The following is a 20,612-nucleotide window of genomic DNA, read 5'->3' as shown; positions in this document are numbered from 1 at the left end:
CGCGCATGGACTGGTTAGAATCATATAGAATCCCGATGGACGACATATCAGAGGCCATCGTGGATTGGCTCAAGTCCAATGCGCGCCCGTTCTTTGACACACTCTCCGACGGTTTAGAGTGGATGATCGACGGCATTGTCTGGGCATTGCAGTCGCCGCCAGCCTTCTTCATCGTTTTACTGTTTGTCGCTTTGACCTGGGTGTTGCAGCGCTCGTGGAAGGTCTGCCTTCTGGTCACGTTGTGCCTGCTTTTCATCATCAACCAGGGATATTGGGAGGAAACGACCGATAGCCTTGCGCTCGTGCTGTCCTCCTGTGTGGTTTGCATGGGACTGGGCGTTCCGATCGGCATATTCCTCGCGCATCGCCCCCGCGCTTATCAGTTCGTCAGCCCTGTTTTGGACCTGATGCAAACGCTGCCCACTTTCGTCTACCTGATACCTGCGATCGTCTTTTTCGGCCTAGGCATGGTGCCGGGCCTGTTTGCAACGGTGATCTTCGTTATCCCTGCCCCAATCCGACTGACATACCTTGGCGTTTCCAAAACGCCTACAGCACTTACAGAGGCCGCTGAAGCTTTTGGAGCAACCCCGACCCAACTGCTCTGGAAGGTCGAACTGCCCTATGCAGTGCCGCAGATTATGGCCGGCTTGAATCAGGTGATTATGCTGTCCCTGTCGATGGTTGTCATTGCCGCCTATGTCGGTGCAGATGGGCTTGGCAAACCTGTAGTGCAGGCGCTTGGGCGCAATGATCCCGGCTTGGGTTTTGAGTCTGGCTTTGTCATCGTCGCAGTCGCGATCATGCTCGACCGCATGCTGCGGGTGAAAAGATAATGAACGCCGTCGAATTTGATAACGTGAGCATCGTCTTTGGCGATCACCCCGCCAGTGCGTTACCCCTGATGGACGCCGGGCAAGAAAGGGCTGAAATAAGAGCCGCCTGTAACCAGATTCTAGGAGTGCACAACTGCTCTCTCGTTGTGGAAGAAGGCGAGATTCTGGTGCTGATGGGCCTGTCCGGCTCTGGCAAGTCTACATTGCTGCGGGCCGTGAATGGGTTGAATCCTGTGGTCCGCGGAGAAGTACGGGTCAGGACCGGCGACGAGATGACGAGTGTCTCTGCGGCCAACCGCCAGGCACTGCGAGACCTGCGCCTGCGTACCGTTGCGATGGTTTTCCAGCAATTTGGCCTGCTGCCTTGGCGAACCGTGCGTGACAACGTTGGGCTGGGGTTAGAGCTGGGTGGCCAATCTGCCTCTGCGCGCCGCGCCCGTGTCGACGAGGAGTTGGACGGCGTCGGCCTGCTGGACCGTGCCGACGCGCTGGTTGGGGAACTCTCTGGCGGGATGCAGCAAAGAGTTGGGCTTGCGCGTGCCTTTGCCACGGATGCGCCGATCCTGTTGATGGACGAACCATTCTCTGCTCTGGACCCCCTTATCCGCACCCGGCTGCAAGACGAATTGCTGGAGCTGCAAGCCAAGCGCGGGCGTACGATCATCTTCGTGTCTCATGATCTGGACGAAGCTTTCAAACTGGGCAACCGTATCGCAATAATGGAGGGCGGGCGGATCGTACAATGCGGCACGCCTCAAGACATATATACCAACCCGGTTAACGGCTATGTTGGCGATTTCGTTGCTCATATGAACCCACTCGGCGTGCTATGCGCACGCGATGTCATGGAGCCTGTGACCCAGACACCTACAACGACCGTCCCCCCCGAGACGAGCATCCGCGATGTGATGGGCCAGATCGGCGAAGACGGGGCGATGATTGGCGTCATGGAAGGCGAAACCATGATTGGACAGATTTCTACCGACCTCATACTAGCAAAACTCCGCGATCCACGCAGCTAAGTGTCAAGACGAGGGCGCTCCGGATGACAAAACGTAAAGATCAGCCCACGATCCTTGTTGCGGCTTATCAACCCGATCAAAAGCCGCCATTGGTATGTCAACGGCCAGTGGCCGGTTCGTCCGCATGGCGTTCACTGGTGCAAACAAGGGCGAACGGCTGCTTTGTCCGCAAAAGGGTTGCCAAAGTGCCGAGGGTCAATGCCGGCTCAGGACTGGGAGTAGCCAATAATAAGGACAACCTGAGCCCGCTTCGCCCGCACACAGCCCCAATTCACCCTTTCTTAACAAACATCACCGCACGCCGCGTTATCTCGACAACCCGTGTACAGGCGGTGCACACCTTGTGCATGCGCCGTGTACGGTTTGTGCATCGCCCAAACCCCGTGTTTTATGGCGTCAACCCTTCGATTTGAGGCTGTTCCGAAAATCGGGCACCAAACGTTGCGCTGTCCGGCCTCATTCTGTCCCGACCTCCGCCCCGCAAAACCGGAAGGGCCGCCCTACCCCCCCTTCAAGCCCACTCTGGACAATCCCACTCGCTCCGGCGCAAATGCATGGGTCCGCCGCTCCTTGAAAGGGACACATGTTCGGCCTGATCCGCACCCCCATCCTGATACTGCTCGCCTTCGCGGCGGGCCTGCTGTTTGAACGCGATCAGGCGGGCGATGCCTGTGCAGAGGCGGGCGGCATTTTGCGAGACGGAGTGTGTTGGAATGAGTGACGATTTGATCTGTGTGGGCGCGATCAGCGGCTCCTACGGAGTCGCAGGCGAGGCGCGTATAAAATCCTTCTGCGCCGACCCATACGACATCGAAAACTACAACCCGCTTACGACAGAAGACGGCATGCGCAGCTTCACCCTCGCCCTGATCAGACCAATGAAAAAAGGCTTTGTTGCGCGGATCACCGAGGTCGGGACCAAGGAGCAGGCCGACGCGCTAAAGGGCACGCAGTTGTTTGCGCGCCGCGACCAGTTGCCGACCCTGCCAGATGACGAGTTTTATTACTCCGATCTCACCGGGCTCTCCGTCTTTGATACTGGCGGTGTGGAACTGGGCCGGGTCAAGTCCGTGCAAAACCATGGCGCAGGCGATCTGCTCGAAGTCCAGTTGCCGGGCGAAAGCACGACAGTGCTTGTCCCTTTCACTCAGGCCATTGTGCCCACCGTCGACCTTGGCGCAGGTCGCATTGTTGCTGACCCACCCGAAGGGCTGTTCTAAGAACCGACAAAGAACCCGATCTTCTACAGAGCCTCGACACAAAGGCCTAAAGGCACGTCTTGCTTGAACTCTCCCGTCCAAACGGCGCATATCCATTGCGTGCAACTGAGCGACGGTCCCATGACATCACCCACCAAATCCCACGGACGCAAAGCCATCCGCCCGACGCTCCAACCATCATCTTTGATGGACGAAGCGCCGGACCTCGTCGATACTTGGCAAGCAAGGATTGTGACCCTTTTCCCTGAAACCTTCCCCGGCGTGCTGGGAGCTTCGCTAACGGGCAAGGCGTTGCAAGACGGCAAATGGCAGCTTCAGACCCACGACCTGCGCGCGCATGGGGTGGGCAAACATCGCAACGTCGATGACACACCTGCGGGTGGCGGGGCAGGCATGGTGCTGCGCGCGGATGTTGTAAGCGCGGCATTGTCCGAGGCCCAAAGGCACGCACGCGGACGCTGGCCCATCCTTTATATGTCGCCACGTGGGCGGCCCTTTGATCAGGAGATGGCACGCGATCTGGCGCGCTGCGACGGGGTCACGATGCTTTGCGGTCGCTTCGAAGGGGTAGATGAACGGGTGCTGGAACACTGGGGTGTGACTGAAGTGTCCTTGGGCGACTTTGTGATGACGGGAGGAGAGATCGCTGCACAGGCCATGCTGGACGCCACTGTCCGCCTGTTGCCGGGCGTGCTGGGCAACGCCGAAAGCGCAACCGAGGAAAGCCATTCCTCAGGCCTTCTCGAACACCCGCAGTACACCAAGCCCTCCCTATGGGAGGGACGAGAGATCCCGGAGGTTTTGATGTCCGGAAATCACGGTAAAGTTGCATGCTGGCGGGAGGAGATGTCCGAAAAACTGACGCAGGAGCGTCGCCCTGATTTGTGGCAAAAGTACAAAAAGCCATAACAAGTTTGGGATTTTGTACAAATTTGCGTCGAAGTTTTCACCCCAGCGGCTAACTTATGCCATAATTCAGCACCACCTTCGATTCAACGAGGTCGGGAAAAATGATATGAGAAAACTGTTTTCTGCGTTGGGGAACACTTCGGCACACCGAGTGTCTAGCGACACTCAGGCCCGGTTCACGCGGTTTGAAACGACGGACGTGGCTCACATCGGCGCGACAGCCGGTGACAAAAAGTTCACTCGCTTCGCCCCTCAGCATACAAAGCGGGCACCCGCGCCCGCACGACGACAGCCACAGCCTAAACAAATCTCACCCACATCAATTTCTGACTGCTCCATGTCGCCCACATTGCAGCAGCCGACCAATGCAATGGACCACCTAATGTCCGAGGCCAACATTCCCCTGTCGATCTTCCGCAAGGCGCTACCACAACGCTTTGCCAAGATTTACGACAACGAAGGCGACACAGAAATCGCGGCCTTCTTTTCGCAAGCCTAACGGCCCATCGCACTGGCCATAAAACGCGAAAGCGTGCGTGCTGAGTGCATATTTACACCCTTGATTGCCACCTTGGCTGCCCCTATACGTCGCCCATTCCGACTCGGGGCTAATCCGACCGGACCTGTTTTGCTGTGGGGCCTTCTTCGGTCCATCCAAGCTGTAGGGCGGGTATGAGATGAACGAATGATGACCTGACCTCTGGCGGGCGCGAATGCGGACCCGGTGAAGACCAAAGAGCTCTCAGATCGCACACAAACGCCGTGGCACGAACCACGCGCACATATAGGAGTTACGTCAATGGACGTGATCGCACAGATCGAGGCGGAGCAAATTGCCGCCCTGGGGAAAGACATCCCCGATTTCAAAGCCGGAGACACCATCCGCGTCGGCTTTAAAGTGACCGAGGGTACACGTACCCGGGTTCAGAACTACGAAGGCGTCTGCATCGCACGCAACAACGGCCACGGCATCGCCGGCTCGTTCACCGTGCGCAAGATCTCCTTTGGCGAGGGCGTGGAACGTGTGTTCCCCCTCTACTCGACAAACATCGATAGCATCACCGTGGTTCGCCGCGGGCGCGTGCGTCGCGCCAAGCTTTACTACCTGCGTTCGCGCCGCGGTAAATCCGCCCGTATCGCAGAAGTGTCCAACTACAAACCCAAGTCCGAAGGAGCCAAGGCATGAAGGCCGATACGCATCCCGACTACCACATGATCAACGTCAAAATGACCGACGGTACGATTGTGGAAATGAAATCCACATGGGGCAAAGAAGGCGACCAACTGTCGCTCGACATCGACCCCTCCGTGCACCCAGCATGGACAGGCGGCACATCCCGCCTGATGGACACCGGCGGCCGTGTTTCCAAGTTCAAGAACAAGTACGCAGGTCTGGGCTTCTAAAGCCACTTGCCACGCAAGATCAAAAGGCCGCTCCAGATGGGGCGGCCTTTTTCGTGGCGGGGACCATTTCACGTGACGGCAGCGCCATCGACACAAAAAGAAGGGTCAGTTACGCGGCCCGACGACGCTCGATCTCTGTCCGAATGAGATCAATGTGCAATCGCGCATCATAAGCTTTTTGGCGGTAGGCTAGGGGCAGCTTCAGACTAGCCAGAGTTTCAGCAACTTCGTCCAGCTTTTTGGCAATGACATCCACTTCATCAATGTCAGAGGCGTTGAGCATCTCAACTTCCAATGCAGATATCCGCTGGTAATGGCGCCACACCCGACGATTTTGAAACCACACATATCCCGACGGAACGACACGCAATAACGGGGCAAGGAACAACAAAGGCAAAAGAAGCAGCAAAACTCTGCCAAACTGGGCAGCAATCCAAAACGGAAAAAAGTCATGCAGCACGTTCGTGCCGGACGTAATCATGTGCCATGCCACGTCATTCATCGCGGCGGGGGGCGAATTCGTATTGGGGAATTCCTTGGCCTCCTGCAAAACGGTGCGATCCGCGTGCAGCTTGTTGGCAGCGTGCACCAGTCGATCAATGACCGCCGGGTGCAGATCGCTCGGGGCAATCATCGAAGCGGTCAGAGTCAGGATTTTCACGTCTTCTGCCGGGATGGGAGGGTCCAACGTCGCTGCCCCGGCGGGCACCACGGCCGAATGGGCGCTGGTGAAATTGAAGGAAATCGCATCCACCAAAGCCAATTGGACAAGTTCCAATTGGGGGTCGAGTAACGCCTCTTTGAGGTATGGTGCATCAAGGGGCGCCACAAATAATGCAGCGTCTGCCTCCCCTACCCGCAGTGCCGCAATAGACTCCGTACCACCTTTTTCGACCAGTTCGATCCCGGCATTTTGCATTCCAGCGGCCTCAATAAGCGCAATTGCCGCCGCGCGCGTCCCTGACCCAACTTGTCCTGCTGCCAGTCTCAGGTCTTTCCAATCGCCTGGATAGCGTCCCACATCAGCCGAGATATGACGAAAAATAACCAAGGGCTCCGGAAAAATCGCGCCTAGTGACTGCAGATCATGGTCACTTGGCAGATCAAGCCCGCCCTGCACAAAGGCGACGTCGACATTACCATCGACCAACCTCTGGATATTCTCGATCGATCCGGCAGTCTCGACCAGTTCAACCCTTATGTCATCGCGCGCGAGTTTGGACTGATATCTTAGACCAACTTGCCAATAGCCCCCGCCCTTTGATCCGGCGGCCAGTCGGATGCTTTCAGGTGGTGTAAGGCTATTGATTGAAAAAATAACAAGCAGAACAATTAAAACCGGAACGACAAGAGCCAGAAATATGCGCATGGTTTTTGACTTGCCCTTTGAAAATCAAAGACAAGTTTGTGGTCGAAAACGGTCTTTTGTCAAATTCGGATGTCGGGAAGCGCGGCTCAGTGGCTGAATCATCACATCAGTGCAATTTACCACGCAAATATCGCCGCCCAAATCCCCAGTTTAGAATTCGAGCCAGTCAAATCTGTGACCAAACGAAATGCAGAGCCGACCGCCAGCTGGGGCAGTCTTGACCCTCATCGGGACAACCCCGCCGCCTCTCGCGCCAGCGCTTCAATTCCAGCCCAGTCTCCAGCCAGAACCTTATCCTTGGGTGCGACCCAGGACCCGCCCGCACAAACCACATTGGGCAAACTCAGATAGCTGTCAGCATTGCTCATGCTGACACCACCGGTCGGGCAGAACGAGATTTGAGGCAACGGCGCACCAATCGCCTTCAAAGCGGGCGCGCCGCCAGAAGCCTCCGCTGGGAAAAACTTGAGCATGTCATAGCCGCGCTCGAGCAGAGCCATCGCCTCGGACGCCGTCGCCGCCCCCGGCAACAAGGGCAACCCTTCGGCCTCACAGGCCGCAATCAAAGCGTCCGTGGCACCAGGCGAGACCCCAAACTGCGCCCCCGCCTCCTTGGCCGCATAGACATCATCAGGTGTGACGAGCGTGCCCGCACCAACCACGCCGCCTTCAACTTCGGCCATGGCCGCAATCACGTCCAAAGCGGCTGGTGTCCTCAAAGTTACCTCAAGCGCCGGCAACCCACCGGCGATCAACGCCTCGGCCAAGGGGCGGGCATGAGAGACATCCTCAACCACAAGAACCGGCACAATCGGGGCAAGGTTGCAGATTTCCCACGCACGAGCAGAAGCGGCTTTGGCAGTAATCATATTCAAAAGTCTCCAAAAACAGTCGCGCCAGTATTGGCAGAGCCGACGTTGGAACGGAAGGCCGTGAACATATCGCGACCTGCACCCCAGTGTGAATCCGTCAAATCAGCCGTCGCATGGGGGCGGTCCAACACGCCTTCAGTCAGCACCTCCAAAACGCCAGCAACGGCATCCACGCGGACAATATCACCATCCCTAAGCTGCCCGATCGGACCGCCGTCCAGCGCTTCTGGACACACATGGATAGCTGATGGAATCTTGCCCGACGCTCCCGACATCCGTCCGTCCGTCACCAAAGCCACCTTTTGACCACGCCCCTGCATGATCCCCAACGCAGGGGTCAGGCTGTGCAATTCCGGCATACCGTTCGCCTTTGGCCCTTGAAAGCGGACAACGATGACGACATCGCCCTCAAACTCACCCGCCTTGAAGGCCACTTTGACTTCATCCTGATCGTGGAACACGCGACAGGGCGCTTCGACCACGCGGTGTTCAGGGGCCACAGCGGAAATCTTCATCACGCCTGTACCGAGCGTTCCAACGAGACGGCTAAGGCCGCCAGTTTCCTGAAACGGTTCGGACGCAGGGCGCAGGATGCCTGTGTTCAGGCTCTCGCCACTCCCAGGTTTCCACGTCAACTCTCCACTCTCAAGCTTGGGCTCGTGGGTGTAGTTTTCCAACCCGTCGCCCGCGACCGTCTTGGTGTCGTCATGCAAGAGGCCCGCGTTCAGCAGTTCTCCAATCATGAAGCCCAGCCCACCGGATGCGTGGAATTGGTTTACGTCCGCAAGACCGTTTGGATAGACCCGTGCGATCAATGGCGTGATTTCTGAGAGGTCGCAGAAATCTTCCCAATCCAGAATGATCCCACCCGCGCGCGCCATCGCGATCAAGTGGATCAACAGGTTCGTGGACCCTCCGGTAGCATTAAGGCCCACGATCCCGTTCACAAATGCCTTTTCATCCAGCACATCGCAAACCGGGGTGTAATGATTGCCAAGGGCCGACAAAGACAGCGCACGTTTGGCCCCCTCAATTGTCAGAGCATCGCGCAGATCCGTGTTGGGGTTCACGAAAGACGAACCCGGCAAGTGAAGCCCCATGAATTCCATCAGCATCTGGTTGGTGTTGGCAGTGCCGTAAAAGGTGCACGTGCCGGGGCCGTGATAGGCGGCCATCTCGGAGGCAAGCAGTTCCTGCCGTGTTGCTTCGCCCGCGGCATAGCGCTGGCGCACCTTGGCCTTTTCGTCGTTGGGCAAGCCGCTGGTCATTGGCCCGGCGGGCAGAAAGACCGACGGTAGGTGACCAAACGATTGCGCGGCGATGATCAAGCCGGGCACAATCTTGTCGCAGACACCCAGATATACGGCGGCATCAAACGTGTTATGGCTGAGCGCGACACCAGCCGCCATGGCAATAACATCGCGCGAAAACAGGCTGAGTTCCATGCCTGCCTCGCCTTGGGTCACACCATCGCACATCGCGGGCACGCCGCCCGCAACCTGCGCTGTCCCGCCAGAGGCGCGCACCGCATCGCGGATCAGCGTGGGATAACGCTCAAACGGCTGGTGGGCGGACAACATGTCATTATAGGCAGTCACGATCCCAAGGTTCCCGCTGCTCGCCTCAGCCAGATGGCCCTGATCGTCGCCAGCGGCAGCAAAGGCGTGGGCCTGCCCACTGCAGGACAGGTGCGCGCGCGCAGGCCCGTCCGATTTTGCCTTGGCCATCCGGTCGAGATAACGGCGGCGGGTCGGGGCGCTGCGGTCAATCACGCGCTCAGTCACACGGGTCATTACGGGGTGAAGGGGCATAGTGCTCTCCTGTGTCGGAATTCGGTTTGGCGCATCTATAACACATCCTTCCTGATAGCGCTAACAAAGAGGTGATTGAGTCTGCTGTGCCACGCTGACGCAGGAAAAGGTCCCACGCCGCTTTTCAACGTGCAAACCACAACATATGGTAGTGCAAAATCCGGCAAGCGGACACGGGGCAAGAGGGCAGAAATGGCGCATATCATCGTCGTGGGCAACGAAAAGGGCGGAGCAGGCAAATCCACCGTCTCCATGCATGTCGCAACGGCGCTTGCCAGATTGGGACACAAGGTCAACGCGCTTGATCTTGACCTGCGGCAACGCACATTTGGACGCTACGTGGAAAACCGCAAGGCATTCCTTGCCTCCTCAGGTCTCGACCTGCCATCACCCAACGCGCACGAACTGCCCGAAATTGATGCCGCTGCTCTGAAGCCCGGCGAGAACATCTATGATCACCGTCTCAGCGCGGCGGTCGCAACGCTGGAAGCGGACAGCGATTTCATCCTGATCGACTGCCCCGGCTCGCACACGCGCCTGTCTCAGGTGGCACACTCGCTGGCCGATACGCTGATCACGCCGCTGAACGACAGTTTTGTGGACTTTGACCTGCTGGCCCGGATCGACGCGTCAGGCGACAAGATCCTTGGGCCGTCGGTCTATTCCGAAATGGTCTGGAACGCCCGGCAATTGCGGGCGCAGGCAGGGCTCAAACCGATCGACTGGGTCGTGGTGCGCAACCGCATGGGCGCCCAGCGCATGGTCAACAAGGAAAAGATGGAGCGCGCGCTCAAAATGCTGTCCAAGCGCGTCGGCTTTCGTATCGCGCCGGGGTTCTCCGAGCGGGTGATTTTCCGCGAGTTGTTCCCACGCGGCCTGACTCTGCTGGACCTCAAGGAAATTGGTGTAAAACAACTCAACATCTCCAATGTGGCCGCACGGCAGGAGTTGCGCGAGCTGCTCAAGACTCTCGAACTTCCCGGCGTCGAGGTGAATATCTGAAGCTCAGCCCGTCTGCGCCTCAAACCAATCCAGCATTCGGCCAGACCAGCCTTGCGGCGCGCCATGCCCACCCTTGTGCAGCATCAATTCGATTTTTCCGGCCTTGCAGTCGGTCCAGTGCCGGAACCAAAACTCGCCGTCATAGCTGTTGCGCTCGGGCTGACGCGCGTCGCACCCATTTGTCTCTCTCAAGATTTTGAGCGACGCCCAGACATCCCCCTGCACCACCTGACCATTTCGGAACGAGCGGCCCTCAAGCGGCACGGTTCGGTCGTTCCAGCCATGGGTGTGGAACAGCATGATTGGCGCGGTGCATTCCTCTGGCAGGTCATCCCAAAATGCGCCTGCAAGCGGCGCGTAGGCGGTGGCAAAACTGGGGTCATGACAAGCAATATCCCACACCATCGACCCACCGCGCGAGAACCCGGCAAGCAAAACCGGTTCTTCGGTCAGCCCCGTCTGGCGACGCACATCCGCCAGAACAGCGCGGAGAAATACGGCGTCATCCCGTTCAAAAGACGACCCATTCGCCCGCACCGACCAATTTCGCACAAAGCGTGAATCAGGGTGATATCCTTCTGGCGCGACAAAGACATAACCGCGCGCAGCGGCGCCCCGTGCCAAACCGGACTTCAGCAATCCTGACGCTTGGGCCCCCGCCCCATGCAAATGGATAACAATGCCTTTCGGCACCTTCGCCTCAGGCATCGCCATGTGATAGGTGCCACCCTCAACATCGCATGGGGTTTGGGCATCCCCGCACCCTGTGTGCTGGGCGGAAAGGTTTGTCGCTGCAAAGCTGAACGCGGCGATCAGCGTAAAGATTAGTGGGCGCATTCAGTATCCTCTCAGGACCACTTTCTCGCGCACCCTGAGCCGGGAACAAAATCCAAGCAAATCACTTACCCGCGACGCGCGGCCAGTGCGACCAACTGCGAACGTAGCCGATCGGCATCCTCTGTAGGCAAACCTTCAACAAGAGCAGCGTCATAATCACGCGCCGTACTGCGCAGATCAGCATAAACCTTTTGACCCATCTTGGTCAGATCCAGATGCTCAACCCGGCGGTCTGAATCGTCACGGGTGCGCACAAGATACCGCCGTTCAGCCAGACGCTGGACAGCGCGGCTGATCTTGGTCTTGTGCATTTGCGCACGCGCCCCAATGTCGCTGGCCGTCATTCGCCCGTAGATACCAAGGTGAAACAGCACGCGCCACTCGTTGCGCAGCATCCCATATCGGTCTTTGTAGACGTTCTGGAACTCTAGACTCGCAGCTTCCGCCGCCTGATTTAGCAAGTAAGGAAGAAACATCCGCACATCGAAATCAGGATCGTCACGCATATCTCACCCCTTGTTAGTTACAAATACAACTATTACCTCTGGGCTTCATCTGCAAGGGAGCGCACCCATGAACCGTCAAACCGATCCGCATGGCATGATTCAGGCCCCATCCGGCGCTGGCATCACGACCGTCTACATGCCCGGCTTTGGCAATGATTTCGAGACAGAGGCCCTGCCCGGCGCCCTGCCCGAGGGCATGAACTCTCCGCAGAAATGCAACTACGGCCTTTATGGTGAACAGCTAAGTGGCACCGCCTTCACCCATGAACGCCCTGAGCGGACGTGGTGTTACCGCATCCGCCCATCTGTCAAACACTCAGGCCGATATGCACGGATCAACCTGCCCCATTGGGCATCCGCGCCGCACGTAATCGAGGATGTAACCAGCCTTGGGCAATACCGCTGGGATCCGGTTCCCCACTCGGACGAGGCGCTTACATGGCTGACTGGCATGCGCACTATGACGACAGCGGGGGATGCGAACACCCAAGTGGGCATGGCCAGCCACATCTATCTTGTCACCCAGTCGATGAAAGACGCCTACTTCTTTTCTGCAGACAGCGAACTTCTTGTGGTCCCACAAGAAGGACGACTGAGGTTCTGCACTGAACTCGGCATCATTGACGTCGCCCCACAGGAAATCGCCATCCTTCCCCGAGGCCTCGTCTACAGGGTCGAAGTGCTGGAAGGGCCGTGCCGCGGCTTTGTTTGCGAAAACTATGGGCAAAAATTCGAGCTGCCCGGGCGTGGGCCCATTGGCGCCAACTGCATGGCCAACCCAAGGGACTTCAAGGCCCCGGTGGCCGCTTTTGAGGATCGCGAAACACCTTCGACCCTGACCATCAAATGGTGCGGCCAGTTCCACGAAACCCAAATCGGCCACTCACCTTTGGACGTAGTAGCATGGCACGGCAACTATGCCCCCCTCAAATACGATCTGAAAACCTACTGTCCGGTGGGCGCGATCCTGTTTGACCACCCCGACCCCTCGATCTTTACTGTGCTCACTGCGCCCTCGGGTCAACCGGGCACTGCCAACATCGATTTCGTACTGTTCCGCGAACGCTGGATGGTGGCCGAGGATACGTTCCGCCCGCCTTGGTATCACAAGAACATCATGTCCGAACTGATGGGCAACATCTACGGACAGTACGACGCCAAACCCAAAGGCTTCGTTCCGGGGGGAATGTCGCTCCACAACATGATGCTGCCACACGGGCCCGATAAGACCGCGTTTGAAGGAGCAAGCAATGCCACCCTTGAAGCGGAGAAATTAGACAATACAATGTCTTTCATGTTCGAAACGCGCTTTCCCCAACACCTGACACGCTTTGCGGCCCAGGAGGCTCCGTTGCAGGACGATTACATCGATTGCTGGTCGGACATCGAAAAGAAGTTCGACGGCACACCGGGCCGGAAATAGGATGCCCGACTACCTCGCTGATCTACTGTCATGGACGGTCTTTTTCATCCTGTTTTTTGTCGTGGCACGCTGGCTCCAGAACAAGCGCAAGGACAAGAGTGATGATGACAGTGAGTGATGTCTCCATCGTTTTCAGACGTGCAAGGGGTGCCAGCGCGTGCTGACTTTCCTGTCCTCGGACACGTTACTCGGCTGGACGCTATTTGCGCTGGCCTTGGCCACGATTTCGCAACTGCCCGCCATCACCCTGCAATTGCGCAGCCCCCGCACCAAACAGAAAATGCACCAGGGCCAAATGCCCCCATCCATCAACTCGGGCTGATGGTAGGTTGACGAAAGATCTATATGCCTCTCAAACTTTCATGGATCACCAGCGCGAACACCGCTGACACTGACTTCCCGCTCAACAATCTGCCATATGGTGTGTTTTCAACGCCAACCCTTGATGCACGCTGCGGCGTCGCAATCGGGGACATGATTTTTGACATGCAGGCGGCAGAGGAACAGGGGGTGATCGACCTTACGGACGAGCCACTGTTTGACGTACCGTTCTGGAACGAGCTGATGGAACAGGGCCCTGCCGTCTGGACGGCCCTTCGCAACCGACTGACCGACCTACTGGGCGAAGGCGCGCGCGACCGAGCAATGGTCGAACCACTGATGGTGCCTATGGGCGAGGCCGCGCTGCACATGCCCCTCGTCGTGTCCGAATACACCGACTTTTATGCAGGTCGTCATCACGCAACCAATGTGGGCACGATGTTTCGGGGGCCTGAAAATGCGTTACCGCCGAACTGGTTGCACATGCCCATCGGATACAACGGACGGGCCTCATCTGTTGTGGTGTCCGGCACCGACATCCGCCGACCCTGGGGGCAACTCAAATCACCAGATCACGACATGCCAGCCTATCTCCCCTCTCGCCGCTTTGATCTCGAGCTTGAGATGGGCGCCATCGTCGGAACGTCTTCCAGTGGCCCGCTCACCCTCGATCAGGCGGATGCAGCGATCTTTGGCTACGTGTTGCTGAACGATTGGTCGGCACGCGATATTCAGGCGTGGGAATACCAACCCCTCGGCCCGTTTCAGGCCAAGGCAACAGCCACCTCGATCAGCCCTTGGATCGTGACCAAAGCAGCCCTTGATCCGTTTCGCACCTCAACGCCACCGCGCGAGGTCCCGTTGCTCGACCACCTCAAGGACACCGGACCGATGCTCTATGACATCGACCTCAGTGTGACACTGGCCCCGACAGGCAAAGCTGCCACGACTATCGCAGAGACCAATTACAACGAGATGTACTACTCCTCTGCCCAGCAACTGGCACATCACGCCACGTCGGGCTGCCCGATGAACGCAGGTGACCTCTTAGGCTCCGGCACAATCTCAGGCCCCACCAAATCCGAACGAGGCAGTCTTCTGGAACTCAGCTGGGGCGGCAAGGAACCCCTGACGCTGGACAGCGGGGACACCCGGACTTTTCTGGAAGACGGCGACACTCTGACTCTGTCAGGACATGCCAGCGGCGACGGTTACAAGATCGGCTTCGGCACCTGCACGGGCACCATCCTGCCCGCAACCAAAGACCTGTTCCCAACGTAAAGCCACCCTCAACTTCTCTGATTTAAATATCCCGCGGGAGTCCTGAAAGGACGGGGGCTGGCCCCCCAGCAACGGTGCCCCATATTGCTCAGGCATGAGCAATAAACACGGCCCCACCCGCAACGACCTGATCTTCCGCCTCAGCTTTTCACTGATCGGGCTGGCTCTGGTCGGTGCGGCCCTGCTCTATCGCGGCCTGCCAACAGGCCCCGGCGGATGGGAGGCCATCGGCATTGCCACACTTTTCTTTGGCGGCACTTGTGGCTGGACGCTCTGGAAACTGGCGCGCCACGATCACAGCTAGGGCGCTGCGGCCCACACTTCGACCTCAACGACAAATTCCGGCCGGGTAAAGCCCGACACGATCACCAATGTGGAACTGGGCAGGACCGTGGCATTGGCCAAAAACGCATCCCGCGCGGCCATGTACCCAGGCATGTAGGTGCGGTCTGTGACGTACGCACTCACATGACATACATCTTCCGCACCCATCCCCGCCTCTTCCAAAATCGCGGCGATATTGACAAAGCAAATCTCGGCCTGCGCCTGCGACCCATCGGGCACCGAACCGTCCTGCGCGAGGCCCAGCTGCCCGGACGTACGCACGATGCGCACGCCCGCCGGCAACTCCACCCCATGCGAATAGAGGGCAAAAGGCGGGGCGATGGCAGCAGGGGTCAGGCTTTTCATCTCTCAACACTTGCGCACACGGTGAAAATTTGAAACCCTTCCTCAACATCTCTGGCACAGATTTAATATCTCAAGGGCCGCTGAAATCCACTTTCCACTGAAAGGGAAAGATATGGAAAAGCGACTGCTATGCGTGCGCCACGGCGATGGCCCCATGGACGACCGGATTACGACGTGGTGCGCGGTGAACAATGTCCGCCTCGACGCACGCCGTCCATGGAAGGGCGACACCTTGGGCGATGTGACCGACGATCTGGCCAGAGTGGTGGTCTACGGCGGCAATTACAACGCAGACGACGCGGACCTGCACCCGTTCCTGAACGAAGAATACCGCATGATCGACGCCGCAATGAAGGCGAATGTACCCCTTCTGGGTCTGTGCCAAGGTGCGCTGATGATCGCCCATCATATGGGGGCATGGGCCGGGGCACCCGAACCCGGGAAGCACGAATTCGGCTGGTACGAGATTTCACCAACTGACGCTGGCCGCGGCACGTTTCCTGAGACTCTGCACTTTGCTCAAGCGCATTTTCACACCTTCGACCTTCCCGACGGCGCAACGCATCTGGCCCGCAGCGCATTGTTTGAAAACCAGGCCTTTGCGGTCGGCGACACCGTGGTCGGGCTACAGTTCCATCCCGAACAGACCATTGCGGGCTTTCAACGCTGGCAAGACCGGGCCGAGGGCTGGGGTCGTTACAAGGAACCCGGCGTGCAGCCGCGCGAGAAATCTACCGCGCTGATGCTCGAACATGACGCAGCACAAGGGGCGTGGATGACGGGCTTTCTCAACTCTTTCTTTGGACGTGCAACATGATCCCGCTCTGGTCAGATCTCTCACGCGGCACGATCAATGCAGGCGGCGCCATCGCAATCCTGCCACTCGGCGCAACGGAACAGCACGGGCCGCACCTGCCTTTCAGCGTCGACACCACCCTGACCGAAGCCGTACTGGCACGGACAGAGACCACTGCAAACGCGCTCCAACTGCCAACGCTCAGCATCACCAAATCCGACGAGCACATCGCACACGCGGGCACCCTGACACTTAGTGCAGAAACTCTGATGGCCGTCCTGCGCGACATCACCGCCTCGGTCGCACGCGCTGGCGTCAAAAGGTTGGTCTACTTCAACGGACACGGCGGGAACACCGCTCTGCTCGAAGTCGCAGTGCGCGCAGCCCGCCTTGATCACGGCCTGATCGCAGCGCACGCAAGTTGGTTCGCCTTTGCCGATCTTAGCGGCTTTGATCCCTCCCCCATGGCCCATGATCTGCACGCAGGCGACACAGAAACCAGTGCCATGCTGGCGGCCCGGCCCGACCTTGTGAACATGGATCTTGCGCAAGACTTCCAAACAAATATGCAAGATTGGGAGGCCGCAGGTCACCTTACCGGCCTCACCGGTCAACCCGCCCGCCCCGGCTGGACCATCGATGACCTGAACGCGGAAGGCGCACTTGGAAACGCCGCCGCCGCAACGGTCGAAAAAGGGGAATTCCTGCTCAACTCGGCAGCACAGGGGTTTGGGCGCTGGCTAGAAGACTTCGCAGGTTTTGAAATGGGTGCGCGCAAATGACAGACGTGCTGGTGCCCACCGCGTTCATCGCTGATCCCTCCTCCTTTGGCGGTGCGCCAGCCGGGGATTGCAGGCGCGGTGTGCCCTTTATCAAGGACGGCCAACTGCTTGGCCTTGCGCCGCCTACGGGGGGCGATGTGTGTATGGTCATTCCCACCTTGACCGAGGCTCATTGCCACCTCGACAAATGCCACACCATCCAGCGCATCGGGCAAGTTGGCGGAGACCTCGCCCATGCGATCACTCAACAACGCGCAGACAAGAACAACTGGGACGAAGACGACCTGCGCGCCCGCGCCATGCAGGGATTAAGAGAGGCGCACTCCAACGGGTGCCGCGCCATCCGCAGCCATGTTGATTGGGGCGACACAGCCGCACCGCCGCTCAGCTGGTCCGTGCTGCTGGAATGTGCCGAAGACTATCCGGACCTGCAACTCGCCGCACTCTGCGGCATCGGGCAATGGGCGGACCCGGAATTTGCTGGGAAAGTAAGTGATCTGCTGGCCCTCACGGGCGGCGTGGCGGGCGCGTTTGTGCTTGGGCATGACACGACGCAGGCAGGTCTGGACAACATCTTTGCCGCTGCCACGCGGCATGGGCTGATGCTGGATTTTCACGTGGACGAGGGACTTGGGGATTTCAACGGGCTTGAAGCTGTGGCCGACACCGCGCTCGCCACCGGGTTCAAGGGGCCGATCCTCTGTGGACACGCCGTCAGCCTGATGGACCGCACCCCAGACGATTTCACACGCATCGCCGACAAATGCGCACGCGCTGGCATCACAATATGCGCGCTGCCCATCACCAACCTTTATTTGCAAGGACGCACGGACGGCACGCCGGACAGGCGCGGGATCACACGGTTGCACGAGTTGCGAGACGCCGGGGTCAAAGTCGTCGTGGCTTCGGACAACGTGGCGGACGCCTTCTGCCCACTGGGCGCCCATGACCCACGCGCCGCCCTTGCCCTGGCCTGCGTCACTGCGCATCTCGACCCGCCTTTGGGCGACTGGCTGACAGCAATCACCACCGATGCCGCAACCGCCCTTGGGCGCGAACCCATAAAAGTCGAAGGCGCACATTTATCTGACTTGCTCACCTGCGACGCCGCTCACACCGCCACGCTCATTTCTGGGCGCACCACCCTGCATCCCACAACGGAAACGCTGACATGACCTCCATATCCGGAAAGACCGACATCGACTGGGCGGCCTTTGCAGACCAACTCGCTCCGGTCGAAGTCATCACGGAACCCGTCCTGATCAAGAAACGCAGCCGCGACTTCTTCTGGTATTCCCCGATCCTGAATGCCGAGTTGAAACGCTGTTTTGGCGATCTGGTGGCAAGGCCCCAATCCGCAGACGAAATGGCCCACACCCTGTCGGTCGCCTACGCCCACGATGCCCCGATCGTGCTGCGCGGGGGGGGCACTGGGAACTATGGGCAATCAGTGCCCATGGACGGCGGGCTGATCATCGACACCACGGCCATGAACAACGTGCTGGAGGTCGGCGAGGGCTATGTGAAGGCGCAAGCTGGTGCGCTGATGGCTGACATCAACACCGCCCTTGAGGAGTCAGGTCAGGAAATGGCCATGTTCCCCTCTACCAAAGGCATCGCCACTGTCGGCGGGTTCGTGGCGGGGGGCAGTGCGGGCATCGGATCCATCGCGAATGGCGCACTACGCGATCCGGGCAACATCGTTTCACTGACCGCCATGAGCGTCGAGGAAACGCCAAAAGCCCGCGTGTTCGAAGGCGCAGACGCCCTGCACATCCACCACGCATGGGGACTAAACGGGGTGATCACAGACGTCACGTTGCGCACGGTTCCAAAACGGGACTGGGTCGGTTGCATCGCCACCTTCGACACCTACGAGGCAGCCTATGCCGCCGGCCTCGCCCTTGCCGAAGCTCCCGACATTGCTCGCAAACTTCTGACCACGGTCGACGCCCGGATCTGCGCCTACTTCCCCAAACTCGAAGGACACATCCGGCCTGAAAAGCACTTGCTCGTGTCGATGATCCCGATCGAGGATCGCGATGCTTTCGCTACGCTGATCACAGCTTCGGGCGGGCTTGTGGACCTGATGCTCACCGATGGCGAACGCGAGGCGGCAGGACTGCCCCACGTCTATGACTTCAGCTACAACCACACGACCCTGCAAGTGCTGAAGGCAGATCGCTCCGCGACCTATCAGCAAATTGGCTGCCCGATCCCACCTGACCCAAAGGCCATCGGGGCTCTGCGTCCCAAAATTGGCGATGACGTCTGGATGCACCACGAATTTGCGCGCGTCGGGGGCGAGATCGTGACCTTCGATCTACCAATCATCTGGTTCACCACGCCCGAACGGCTTGCCGAGATCAACGCCACCTATGAGGCGAATGGCTTTACCGTCTATGACGCACACACATGGAATGTCGAAGGCGGCGGGCTCAAGGCCGACTACAATCACCTGGCGTGGAAGAAACGGATGGACCCCAAGGGGCTGCTCAACGCGGCCAAGTCGCGATTTTGGGCAGATGTGGCCCACCTCGACGCGGACACAATCCAATCTCTCACTCAGACGGAGACCGAGGCCTGATGAAAACAACACCACTGACAGAAACATTCGGGATCGAAGTGCACGACGTCGAACTCGCGGAACTCGACACGCAGAGCTTTGCCGCCGTGCGCGACGCCTTCGAAACCCACTCGGCTCTGTTGTTTCGAAACCAAACCATCGACGATGCGGCGCATATGCGGCTTGCCCGAATGTTTGGACCTATCGAAGACCGCGATACCGAAACCCTCGAAGTGGGCGAGGATTTCAAAGTACCCCGCGTCAGCAATATGCGCGAGGACGGGTCCGTCACACCCGAAATGGACCTGCACACGCTCAACCTCAAGGCCAACATGCTGTGGCATGCCGATAGTACCTTTCTGCCCATACCTGCTCTGGTCAACATCCTGATCGGACGGGTCGTGACGCAAACGGGCGGCGCCACGGAACTGGCCTCGACCCGCGCCGGATGGGCGGACATGCCAGACAGCCTTAAGGACCGCATCCGGGATCGCGCAGCCTGGCACCGCCTGTCCCATAGCCGGGCGCGGATCAGTGCTGAACTCGCCGCACTGCCGATGTTTCATAAATGGCCCGACCAGCTTTGGAACGCAGTCTGGCGCAATCCGGTCAACGGGGCCGAGGCGCTCTACATCGCCAGCCATGCCTTTGCGATCGAAGGGATGGAGGCCGAAGAAGGCACCAAACTGATCGACGATCTGATCGCCTGGGTGACCCAGGACCAGTATGTTTATAGCCACCAGTGGCAGGTCGGAGACGTCCTAATTTGGGACCAAAGGGCGGTTTTGCACCGTGGGACGGCGTGGAATTACAAAGAGCCCCGAGTTTTATCGAGTATTTGTGTATCCGCGACAGCGACGGATGGGGTTGACGCCATGCGTCCTATCGTTTGAACTATTTGCCATCCCCCGAAAGTGGGGTGTCGGAGTATAGCAGGTAAACTGCAACACCAACGGCCGGGGCAC

The 20,612-nt window shown here is 58.8% G+C and carries 24 protein-coding genes; 18 read left to right on the top strand and 6 right to left on the bottom strand.

The window, feature by feature from the left end; genetic code table 11:
• The first annotated feature begins 5 nt into the window (after positions 1-5).
• The 8 genes from choW (at position 6) to rpmE (ending at position 5,391) form a co-directional block, all read left to right on the top strand.
• Positions 6-836, top strand: coding sequence for a choline ABC transporter permease subunit (choW, locus tag ABJD00_RS12485; protein ID WP_413833512.1), 831 nt, complete (start codon positions 6-8; stop codon positions 834-836).
• Positions 836-1,858 carry a choline ABC transporter ATP-binding protein gene (gene choV, locus ABJD00_RS12480; protein ID WP_413833510.1) on the top strand — a complete coding sequence of 341 codons (1,023 nt, stop codon included), beginning with the start codon at positions 836-838 and terminating at the stop codon, positions 1,856-1,858. Before choW ends, choV begins: the two co-directional genes overlap by 1 nt.
• 583 nt (positions 1,859-2,441) lie before the next feature.
• Entirely contained in the window at positions 2,442-2,579 is a 138-nt protein-coding gene (locus ABJD00_RS12475; RefSeq protein ID WP_413833508.1) for a hypothetical protein, read from the top strand.
• Positions 2,572-3,078: a ribosome maturation factor RimM gene (gene rimM, locus ABJD00_RS12470; RefSeq protein WP_413833506.1), complete on the top strand. Its 507-nt coding sequence runs from the start codon at positions 2,572-2,574 to the stop codon at positions 3,076-3,078. Before ABJD00_RS12475 ends, rimM begins: the two co-directional genes overlap by 8 nt.
• A 120-nt stretch (positions 3,079-3,198) precedes the next feature.
• Positions 3,199-3,987, top strand: a complete 789-nt coding sequence (trmD, locus tag ABJD00_RS12465) for a tRNA (guanosine(37)-N1)-methyltransferase TrmD (RefSeq protein WP_413833504.1) — start codon at positions 3,199-3,201, stop codon at positions 3,985-3,987.
• A gap of 337 nt (positions 3,988-4,324) precedes the next feature.
• Positions 4,325-4,486: a hypothetical protein gene (locus ABJD00_RS12460; protein ID WP_413833502.1), complete on the top strand. Its 162-nt coding sequence runs from the start codon at positions 4,325-4,327 to the stop codon at positions 4,484-4,486.
• 300 nt (positions 4,487-4,786) lie between these two features.
• Positions 4,787-5,173 (top strand): 50S ribosomal protein L19, encoded by a 387-nt coding sequence (gene rplS / locus ABJD00_RS12455; protein ID WP_108836093.1) that lies wholly within the window; start codon positions 4,787-4,789, stop codon positions 5,171-5,173.
• Positions 5,170-5,391, top strand: coding sequence for a 50S ribosomal protein L31 (gene rpmE, locus ABJD00_RS12450; RefSeq protein ID WP_108836092.1), 222 nt, complete (start codon positions 5,170-5,172; stop codon positions 5,389-5,391). The genes rplS and rpmE overlap by 4 nt, the downstream gene beginning before the upstream one ends.
• A 109-nt stretch (positions 5,392-5,500) precedes the next feature.
• Here rpmE and ABJD00_RS12445 read toward each other — a convergent pair whose 3' ends face one another.
• The 3 genes from ABJD00_RS12445 to edd form a co-directional block, all read right to left on the bottom strand.
• A complete protein-coding gene (locus ABJD00_RS12445) occupies positions 5,501-6,760 on the bottom strand; it encodes a TAXI family TRAP transporter solute-binding subunit (protein ID WP_413833500.1) in 1,260 nt (419 codons plus the stop codon).
• 224 nt (positions 6,761-6,984) lie between these two features.
• Positions 6,985-7,629, bottom strand: coding sequence for a bifunctional 4-hydroxy-2-oxoglutarate aldolase/2-dehydro-3-deoxy-phosphogluconate aldolase (eda, locus tag ABJD00_RS12440; RefSeq protein WP_413833498.1), 645 nt, complete (start codon positions 7,627-7,629; stop codon positions 6,985-6,987).
• Between the two features lie 2 nt (positions 7,630-7,631).
• On the bottom strand, positions 7,632-9,443 hold the full coding sequence (gene edd, locus ABJD00_RS12435; protein ID WP_413833496.1) for a phosphogluconate dehydratase: 1,812 nt from the start codon (positions 9,441-9,443) through the stop codon (positions 7,632-7,634).
• Positions 9,444-9,635: 192 nt separating this feature from the next.
• Here edd and ABJD00_RS12430 point away from each other — a divergent pair, with 192 nt between their 5' ends.
• A complete protein-coding gene (locus ABJD00_RS12430; RefSeq protein ID WP_413833494.1) occupies positions 9,636-10,445 on the top strand; it encodes a division plane positioning ATPase MipZ in 810 nt (269 codons plus the stop codon).
• Between the two features lie 3 nt (positions 10,446-10,448).
• Here the strand turns inward: ABJD00_RS12430 and ABJD00_RS12425 are convergent, their stop codons facing one another.
• On the bottom strand, positions 10,449-11,282 hold the full coding sequence (locus ABJD00_RS12425) for an alpha/beta hydrolase family esterase (protein ID WP_413833492.1): 834 nt from the start codon (positions 11,280-11,282) through the stop codon (positions 10,449-10,451).
• Positions 11,283-11,347: 65 nt separating this feature from the next.
• Complete coding sequence (locus tag ABJD00_RS12420; protein WP_413833490.1) at positions 11,348-11,788, bottom strand: MarR family winged helix-turn-helix transcriptional regulator; 441 nt, start codon at positions 11,786-11,788, stop codon at positions 11,348-11,350.
• Positions 11,789-11,855: 67 nt separating this feature from the next.
• Between ABJD00_RS12420 and hmgA the strand changes: the two genes are divergently transcribed.
• From hmgA to ABJD00_RS12400, 4 genes are all read left to right on the top strand, one after another.
• Entirely contained in the window at positions 11,856-13,211 is a 1,356-nt protein-coding gene (hmgA, locus tag ABJD00_RS12415) for a homogentisate 1,2-dioxygenase (protein WP_413833488.1), read from the top strand.
• Positions 13,212-13,368: 157 nt separating this feature from the next.
• Positions 13,369-13,533 (top strand): hypothetical protein, encoded by a 165-nt coding sequence (locus ABJD00_RS12410; RefSeq protein ID WP_413833486.1) that lies wholly within the window; start codon positions 13,369-13,371, stop codon positions 13,531-13,533.
• Positions 13,534-13,556: 23 nt separating this feature from the next.
• Complete coding sequence (gene fahA, locus ABJD00_RS12405; RefSeq protein ID WP_413833484.1) at positions 13,557-14,813, top strand: fumarylacetoacetase; 1,257 nt, start codon at positions 13,557-13,559, stop codon at positions 14,811-14,813.
• 94 nt (positions 14,814-14,907) lie between these two features.
• On the top strand, positions 14,908-15,117 hold the full coding sequence (locus ABJD00_RS12400; RefSeq protein ID WP_413833482.1) for a hypothetical protein: 210 nt from the start codon (positions 14,908-14,910) through the stop codon (positions 15,115-15,117).
• Here ABJD00_RS12400 and ABJD00_RS12395 read toward each other — a convergent pair.
• A complete protein-coding gene (locus tag ABJD00_RS12395) occupies positions 15,114-15,503 on the bottom strand; it encodes a RidA family protein (RefSeq protein ID WP_413833480.1) in 390 nt (129 codons plus the stop codon). The two genes, ABJD00_RS12400 and ABJD00_RS12395, sit on opposite strands and share 4 nt — an antisense overlap.
• 112 nt (positions 15,504-15,615) lie before the next feature.
• Between ABJD00_RS12395 and ABJD00_RS12390 the strand changes: the two genes are divergently transcribed.
• From ABJD00_RS12390 to ABJD00_RS12370, 5 genes are read left to right on the top strand one after another with little or no spacing between them, the layout of a single operon-like run.
• A complete protein-coding gene (locus tag ABJD00_RS12390; protein WP_413833478.1) occupies positions 15,616-16,320 on the top strand; it encodes a glutamine amidotransferase-related protein in 705 nt (234 codons plus the stop codon).
• On the top strand, positions 16,317-17,081 hold the full coding sequence (locus tag ABJD00_RS12385) for a creatininase family protein (protein WP_413833476.1): 765 nt from the start codon (positions 16,317-16,319) through the stop codon (positions 17,079-17,081). Before ABJD00_RS12390 ends, ABJD00_RS12385 begins: the two co-directional genes overlap by 4 nt.
• Positions 17,078-18,256: an amidohydrolase family protein gene (locus ABJD00_RS12380; RefSeq protein ID WP_413833474.1), complete on the top strand. Its 1,179-nt coding sequence runs from the start codon at positions 17,078-17,080 to the stop codon at positions 18,254-18,256. Before ABJD00_RS12385 ends, ABJD00_RS12380 begins: the two co-directional genes overlap by 4 nt.
• A complete protein-coding gene (locus ABJD00_RS12375; protein ID WP_413833472.1) occupies positions 18,253-19,668 on the top strand; it encodes an FAD-binding oxidoreductase in 1,416 nt (471 codons plus the stop codon). Before ABJD00_RS12380 ends, ABJD00_RS12375 begins: the two co-directional genes overlap by 4 nt.
• A complete protein-coding gene (locus tag ABJD00_RS12370) occupies positions 19,668-20,540 on the top strand; it encodes a TauD/TfdA dioxygenase family protein (protein ID WP_413833470.1) in 873 nt (290 codons plus the stop codon). Before ABJD00_RS12375 ends, ABJD00_RS12370 begins: the two co-directional genes overlap by 1 nt.
• Positions 20,541-20,612: the final 72 nt, after the last annotated feature.

The sequence above is a fragment of the Tateyamaria sp. genome, from assembly GCF_039945315.1.
Classification (GTDB): domain Bacteria; phylum Pseudomonadota; class Alphaproteobacteria; order Rhodobacterales; family Rhodobacteraceae; genus Tateyamaria.
Note: the sequence above shows the minus strand (reverse complement) of the source record. Positions and strands in the feature narration are given on the sequence as shown.